This is a genomic window from Pseudomonas sp. HMWF021 (assembly GCF_003061005.1).
Classification (GTDB): domain Bacteria; phylum Pseudomonadota; class Gammaproteobacteria; order Pseudomonadales; family Pseudomonadaceae; genus Aquipseudomonas.
Map to the genome: position 1 here is coordinate 1 of NZ_QAIK01000029.1, position 5,728 is coordinate 5,728.

The following is a 5,728-nucleotide window of genomic DNA, read 5'->3' on the forward strand; positions in this document are numbered from 1 at the left end:
CCCGATGCCACCCGCCGCCCAGCGCCAGCAGTGGCTCAAGGCATTGGCCGAGTTGTTGAGCGATGAACGTCAGGCATTGATCGACGCCATCAGCGCGGATTTCAGCCATCGCAGCGCCGATGAAACCCTGCTTGCCGAGTTGATGCCGAGCCTGCAGGGCATTCATTACGCCAGCCGCCACATCAAACAGTGGATGAAACCTTCGCGGCGCAAGGTCGGGATCGCGTTCCAGCCAGCCTCGGCCAAAGTCGTGTACCAGCCGCTCGGCGTGGTCGGCGTCATCGTGCCGTGGAACTACCCACTGTTTCTCGCCATCGGTCCATTGGTCGGCGCGCTGTCGGCGGGCAACCGGGTAATGCTCAAGCTCAGCGAATCGACCCCCGCCACGGGCCTGCTGCTCCAGGCGTTGCTGGCCAGGATTTTTCCCCAGGATCTGGTCTGCGTGGTGCTGGGCGAAGCCGATATCGGCGTGGCGTTCTCGCGGTTACGTTTCGATCACTTGCTGTTCACCGGTGCCACCAGTATCGGCAAGCACGTCATGCGCGCTGCAGCAGAAAACCTGACCCCGGTGACGCTGGAGCTGGGCGGCAAATCGCCCGCCATCGTCTCCCGTGACGTGCCGCTCAAGGACGCTGCCGAACGCATTGCGTTCGGCAAAACGCTCAACGCCGGGCAGACCTGTGTCGCCCCGGACTACGTGCTGGTGCCGCAAGACCGTGTCGGAGGTTTCGTGGAAGCCTATCGCCAGGTTGTGCAGGGGTTTTATCCGACGCTTGCCGACAACCCGGACTACACGGCGATCATCAACGACCGACAGTTGGCGCGTCTCAATGGTTACCTGAGTGATGCCACCAGCAAGGGTGCGCTGCTGATTCCGCTGTTCGATCAGGGACAGGGCCGGCGCATGCCGCACAGCCTGTTGCTCAATGTCAGTGACGACATGACGGTCATGCAGGACGAAATCTTCGGTCCACTGCTGCCGATCGTGCCCTATGAGGATCTGGAACAGGCATTTGCCTACATCAACAAGCGCCCTCGTCCTCTGGCTCTTTACTACTTCGGCTACGACAAACGCGAACAAGACCGCGTGCTGCACGAAACCCATTCCGGCGGCGTTTGCCTCAACGACACATTGCTGCACGTCGCACAGGACGACATGCCGTTCGGCGGCATCGGCGCGTCAGGCATGGGCCACTACCACGGCCATGAAGGCTTCCTGACGTTCAGCAAAGCCAAGGGCGTGTTGACCAAACAACGCTTCAACGCGGCGAAGCTGATTTACCCGCCTTACGGCAAATCGATTCAGAAACTGATCCAGAAGCTGTTCATCCGCTAATCGTCGTCACCGCCGGGTAATAACAACAATGCACCCAAGCCTGACCGAAACACCTGCCCTGTCGCGCCGTGGCCTGCTGAAATTCAGCCTCGGCGCCACAGCGTTTCTCGCCACCGCCGGCCTCGGCGCCAGCCTCAGTGGCTGTTCATCCCATGTCGCGGCCAACGGGTTCGCCACGTTGCGCGACGGCGATCTGCTGTTTCTGCGTGCCCTGATTCCAGTCATGCTCGACGGCGCCGCAGCGGCCGAAAAAATGCCCGGCGCGGTGGATGGAACCTTGAAATCGCTGGATTACAGCCTTGATCGCCTGTCGCCGGAAATGCTCAAACTCACCCGACAATTGTTCGACGTGCTCGGCATGGCGGTTACCCGAGGCCCGCTCACGGGCATTTGGGGCAGTTGGGAAAACGCCAGTCCCGAGGCGATGCGCCACTTCCTCGAGCGCTGGCAGAACAGCTCATTGAGCCTGTTGCGCATGGGCCACAGTTCCCTGCAGCAAATGGTGATGATGGCCTGGTACACCCGCGCTGAGTCCTGGGTGCACTGCGGCTACCCCGGCCCGCCTACTGTTTGAAACCGGGTCGCGCCCTTCGCGAGCAGGCTCGCTCCCACAGGGATTTGCGGTGCACATGTGGGAGCGAACCTGCTCGCGAAGGGGCCCATAAGAACAACAAGAACAAGAGAACCTGATCGATGCCCGTACCCGACCCGTTCCGCGAAGGCCTCGCCCGTGGCTGGAAAACCTACAACGGCGCACAACTGAGCGACGACCTGACGCTGCAAGCCGACGTGGCCATCATTGGCAGCGGCGCTGGCGGCGGCACCACCGCAGAAATCCTCAGCGCCGCCGGCTACAAGGTGCTGCTGATCGAGGAGGGCCCGCTCAAGACCAGCTCCGACTTCAAGATGCTCGAAGACCAGGCCTACAGCAGCCTCTATCAGGAAGGCATCGGCCGCATGAGCAAGGACGGCGCAATCACCATCCTCCAGGGCCGCGCTGTGGGTGGCACCACACTGATCAACTGGACATCGAGCTTCCGCACACCCGAGCCGACCCTCGAACACTGGGCGAAAGAGCACAACGTCAAAGGCCACAGCCCGGCCGAGATGGCGCCGTGGTTCGAAAAAATGGAGCAGCGTCTGGGCGTCGCGCCGTGGATGGTGCCGCCCAATGCCAACAATGATGTGATCCGCAAGGGCTGCGAACAGCTCGGCTACAGCTGGCACGTGATCCCGCGCAATGTGCGCGGTTGCTGGAACCTCGGCTATTGCGGCATGGGCTGCCCGACCAATGCCAAGCAATCGATGATGGTCACCACCATCCCCGCGACATTGGAAAAGGGCGGCGAGCTGCTCTATCTGGCCCGTGCGGAAAAACTGCTGATCAACGGCGACAAAATCACCGGTCTGCAGTGCGTGGCAATGGACGAGCGCTGTGTCGCACCGACCGGACGCAAAATCACGATCAAGGCCCGGCACTACGTGCTGGCCGGCGGTGGCATCAATAGCCCTGCCCTGCTGCTGCGCTCGGATGCGCCGGATCCGCATCAGCGCTTGGGCAAACGTACCTTCCTGCACCTGGTGAACATGTCCGCCGCGCGCTTCGACGACGTGATCAACCCGTTCTACGGCGCACCGCAGTCGATCTATTCGGATTATTTTCAGTGGAAGGACGGCACCACCGGGCCGATGGGCTACAAACTCGAAGTGCCGCCGCTGCACCCGGCGCTGGCGGCAACGCTCCTGGGCGGATTCGGCCAGCAGAACGCCGAACACATGGCTGATCTGCCGCACACCCACGCGATGCTGGCGCTGCTGCGTGACGGTTTTCACCCGGACAGCTCCGGCGGCCATGTCGAGTTGCGCGGCGATGGCTCGCCGGTGCTCGACTATCAGGTTTCACCTTACGCCTGGGAGGGCTTGCGCCGCGCCTTTCACAGCATGGCCGAGATCCAGTTTGCCGGCGGCGCCAAAGCCGTGATGCCGATGCACGCCGATGCGCGTTACGTGAAGACGCTGGACGAAGCGCGCACGTTGATCGACGGCTTGAGCCTTGAGCTGTATCGCACACGCCTGGGCAGTGCTCACGTGATGGGCGGTTGTGCGATGGGCGAAGACCCGAAAAGTGCGGTCACCGACAGCCTTGGCCGACATCATCAATTGAGCAATCTGTCGATTCACGATGGCTCGCTGTTCCCCACCAGCATTGGCGCCAATCCGCAATTGTCGGTGTACGGACTGACCGCGCAACTGGCGACGTCCCTCGCCGATCGACTGAGAAATCCGTGAAAAAACCGGTTTATCGCGGCGTCTATAGTGCTTTCTTACCCAACAGGCGACTTGGCCGACCGGGACGGCTGCGATACCATCCGACTCCCCAACGGACTCCCGCCAGGACGACGCGATGAACCGAGTGTTGTACCCAGGTACCTTCGACCCTATTACCAAAGGGCATGGCGATCTGGTCGAACGCGCCTCGCGCCTGTTCGATCACGTGATCATTGCGGTCGCCGCCAGCCCCAAGAAAAACCCGCTGTTCCCGCTGGAACAACGGGTTGAACTGGCTCGCGAGGTCACCAAGCACCTGCCCAACGTCGAAGTGGTCGGCTTCTCGACGCTGCTGGCGCATTTCGCCAAAGAGCAGAACGCCAATGTGTTCCTGCGTGGCTTGCGCGCGGTATCGGACTTCGAATACGAATTCCAGTTGGCCAACATGAATCGCCAACTGGCCCCGGATGTGGAGAGCTTGTTTCTTACCCCATCCGAGCGTTATTCGTTCATATCCTCGACGCTGGTGCGGGAAATCGCCGCGCTGGGCGGCGATATCAGCAAATTCGTCCACCCCGCCGTGGCTGACGCGCTGACCCTACGCTTCAAAAAGTAGGAGCTGCCGCAGGCTGCGATCCTGGCTTTTGATTTCAGCCCTTGATCGCAGCCGCGTGCACTGCGCTCGCCAATGCGGCACAATTGCGCGCATTGATTGATAGCGCCCGGGCCTGCCGCCCTGGCTGGAGTTAGCATGTCCCTGATCATCACCGACGATTGCATCAACTGCGACGTCTGCGAACCCGAGTGCCCGAACGCCGCCATTTCTCAAGGCGAAGAGATCTACGTGATCGACCCGAACCTGTGCACCCAGTGCGTCGGTCACTACGACGAGCCGCAGTGCCAGCAGGTCTGCCCGGTGGATTGCATTCCGCTGGACGAAGCGCATCCGGAGACTGAAGAACAGTTGATGGAGAAGTACCGCAGGATTACCGGCAAGGCCTGAGTCGTTCAGCGCCTGTTCCGACGCCATCGCGGGCAAGCCCGCTCCCACAGGGTTGTGTGGTGATACACAAATCGTGTGAACACCGAAATCCATGTGGGAGCGGGCTTGCCCGCGATGAGGCCATCAATAACACCGCTAATCTCGGATCAGCTCACTCGCGCTGCTCAAACCCCTCCCCCGTACACCCCAGACACCGCACAAACGCCGCTTTCGCCGGATCCACCACCAGCGCCTGCCCCGCATCACCCACCCCGCCACCCAGTGCGGTGAACGGCAGCGACACCACAAACACCCCCGCACCCAGCACCGTTGCCACCACCAATAAAGGCCGGGCAATCAGCAAATCGCCAATCATGGCGTAGGCGGGAGGATTCTGGATGGCGTAACGCGGGTCACCGCTGCCGTTTTCCGCAGCCTGAACAGCCAGGCTGGAACACAGCAGCAGTGTGACAAACAGGACTTGCAAAGACTTCATGGCACGATCCTTCGGGCTGAACAGTGAGACACCTCACTATAGACCGTAGGACTTTTTCAGCCTTTTGCCTCAGGTCTGGCAACGTGGGCAGAACACGCTGGCCCGCTGACCGAGCTTCACTTCGCGCAGACCGGTGCCGCAAACCTTGCAGTTTTCACCGCCACGGCCATACACAAACAGTTCCTGCTGGAAGTACCCCGGCTGCCCGTCACCGCCGATGAAATCGCGCAACGTGGTGCCGCCGCGCTCGATGGCTGCGGCCAGGATGCGTTTGATCTCGATCGCCAGCTTCAGATACCGCGCCCGAGAGATGCTCCCGGCTTCGCGGCGCGGATCGATGCCCGCGGCAAACAGCGCTTCGGTCGCGTAAATATTGCCGACACCCACCACCACCGCGTTGTCCATGATGAACGGTTTGACCGCCATCGAGCGCCCGCGCGACAACTGGAACAGTCGCTCGCCGTCGAACAGGTCAGTCAACGGTTCCGGCCCGAGGCGAATCAGCAACTCGTGATTGAGCGGGTCGGTACTCCACAGCATCGCGCCGAAGCGCCGTGGGTCGGTGTAGCGCAACGCCAGACCGGACTCCAGCTCGATATCGACGTGCTCATGCTTGAGCGCCGGCAACCCGACTTCCACCAGCCGC

At 61.6% G+C, this 5,728-nt stretch carries 7 protein-coding genes; 5 read left to right on the plus strand and 2 right to left on the minus strand.

Features of this window, described 5'->3' with window-relative positions; genetic code table 11:
• From DBR18_RS02975 to DBR18_RS02995, 5 genes are all read left to right on the plus strand, one after another.
• The coding region (locus tag DBR18_RS02975) for a coniferyl aldehyde dehydrogenase (RefSeq protein ID WP_108589192.1) at positions 1 to 1,336 on the plus strand (1,336 nt) is incomplete at its 5' end.
• A 28-nt stretch (positions 1,337 to 1,364) separates the two neighbouring features.
• On the plus strand, positions 1,365 to 1,910 hold the full coding sequence (locus DBR18_RS02980; protein WP_108589193.1) for a twin-arginine translocation pathway signal protein: 546 nt from the start codon (positions 1,365 to 1,367) through the stop codon (positions 1,908 to 1,910).
• A 119-nt stretch (positions 1,911 to 2,029) separates the two neighbouring features.
• Positions 2,030 to 3,625, plus strand: coding sequence for a GMC family oxidoreductase (locus DBR18_RS02985; protein WP_108589194.1), 1,596 nt, complete (start codon positions 2,030 to 2,032; stop codon positions 3,623 to 3,625).
• Positions 3,626 to 3,740: 115 nt separating this feature from the next.
• On the plus strand, positions 3,741 to 4,220 hold the full coding sequence (gene coaD, locus DBR18_RS02990; RefSeq protein WP_003229157.1) for a pantetheine-phosphate adenylyltransferase: 480 nt from the start codon (positions 3,741 to 3,743) through the stop codon (positions 4,218 to 4,220).
• Positions 4,221 to 4,355: 135 nt separating this feature from the next.
• The gene (locus DBR18_RS02995; protein WP_010222176.1) at positions 4,356 to 4,607 is read left to right on the plus strand and encodes a YfhL family 4Fe-4S dicluster ferredoxin; all 252 of its coding nucleotides are present in this window, start codon (positions 4,356 to 4,358) and stop codon (positions 4,605 to 4,607) included.
• Between the two features lie 151 nt (positions 4,608 to 4,758).
• Here DBR18_RS02995 and DBR18_RS03000 read toward each other — a convergent pair whose 3' ends face one another.
• Together DBR18_RS03000 and mutM are read right to left on the minus strand one after the other, a co-directional pair.
• Positions 4,759 to 5,082, minus strand: a complete 324-nt coding sequence (locus DBR18_RS03000) for a multidrug transporter (protein ID WP_108589195.1) — start codon at positions 5,080 to 5,082, stop codon at positions 4,759 to 4,761.
• Between the two features lie 69 nt (positions 5,083 to 5,151).
• A partial coding sequence (gene mutM, locus DBR18_RS03005) for a bifunctional DNA-formamidopyrimidine glycosylase/DNA-(apurinic or apyrimidinic site) lyase (protein ID WP_256588502.1) occupies positions 5,152 to 5,728 on the minus strand: 577 nt, incomplete at its 5' end.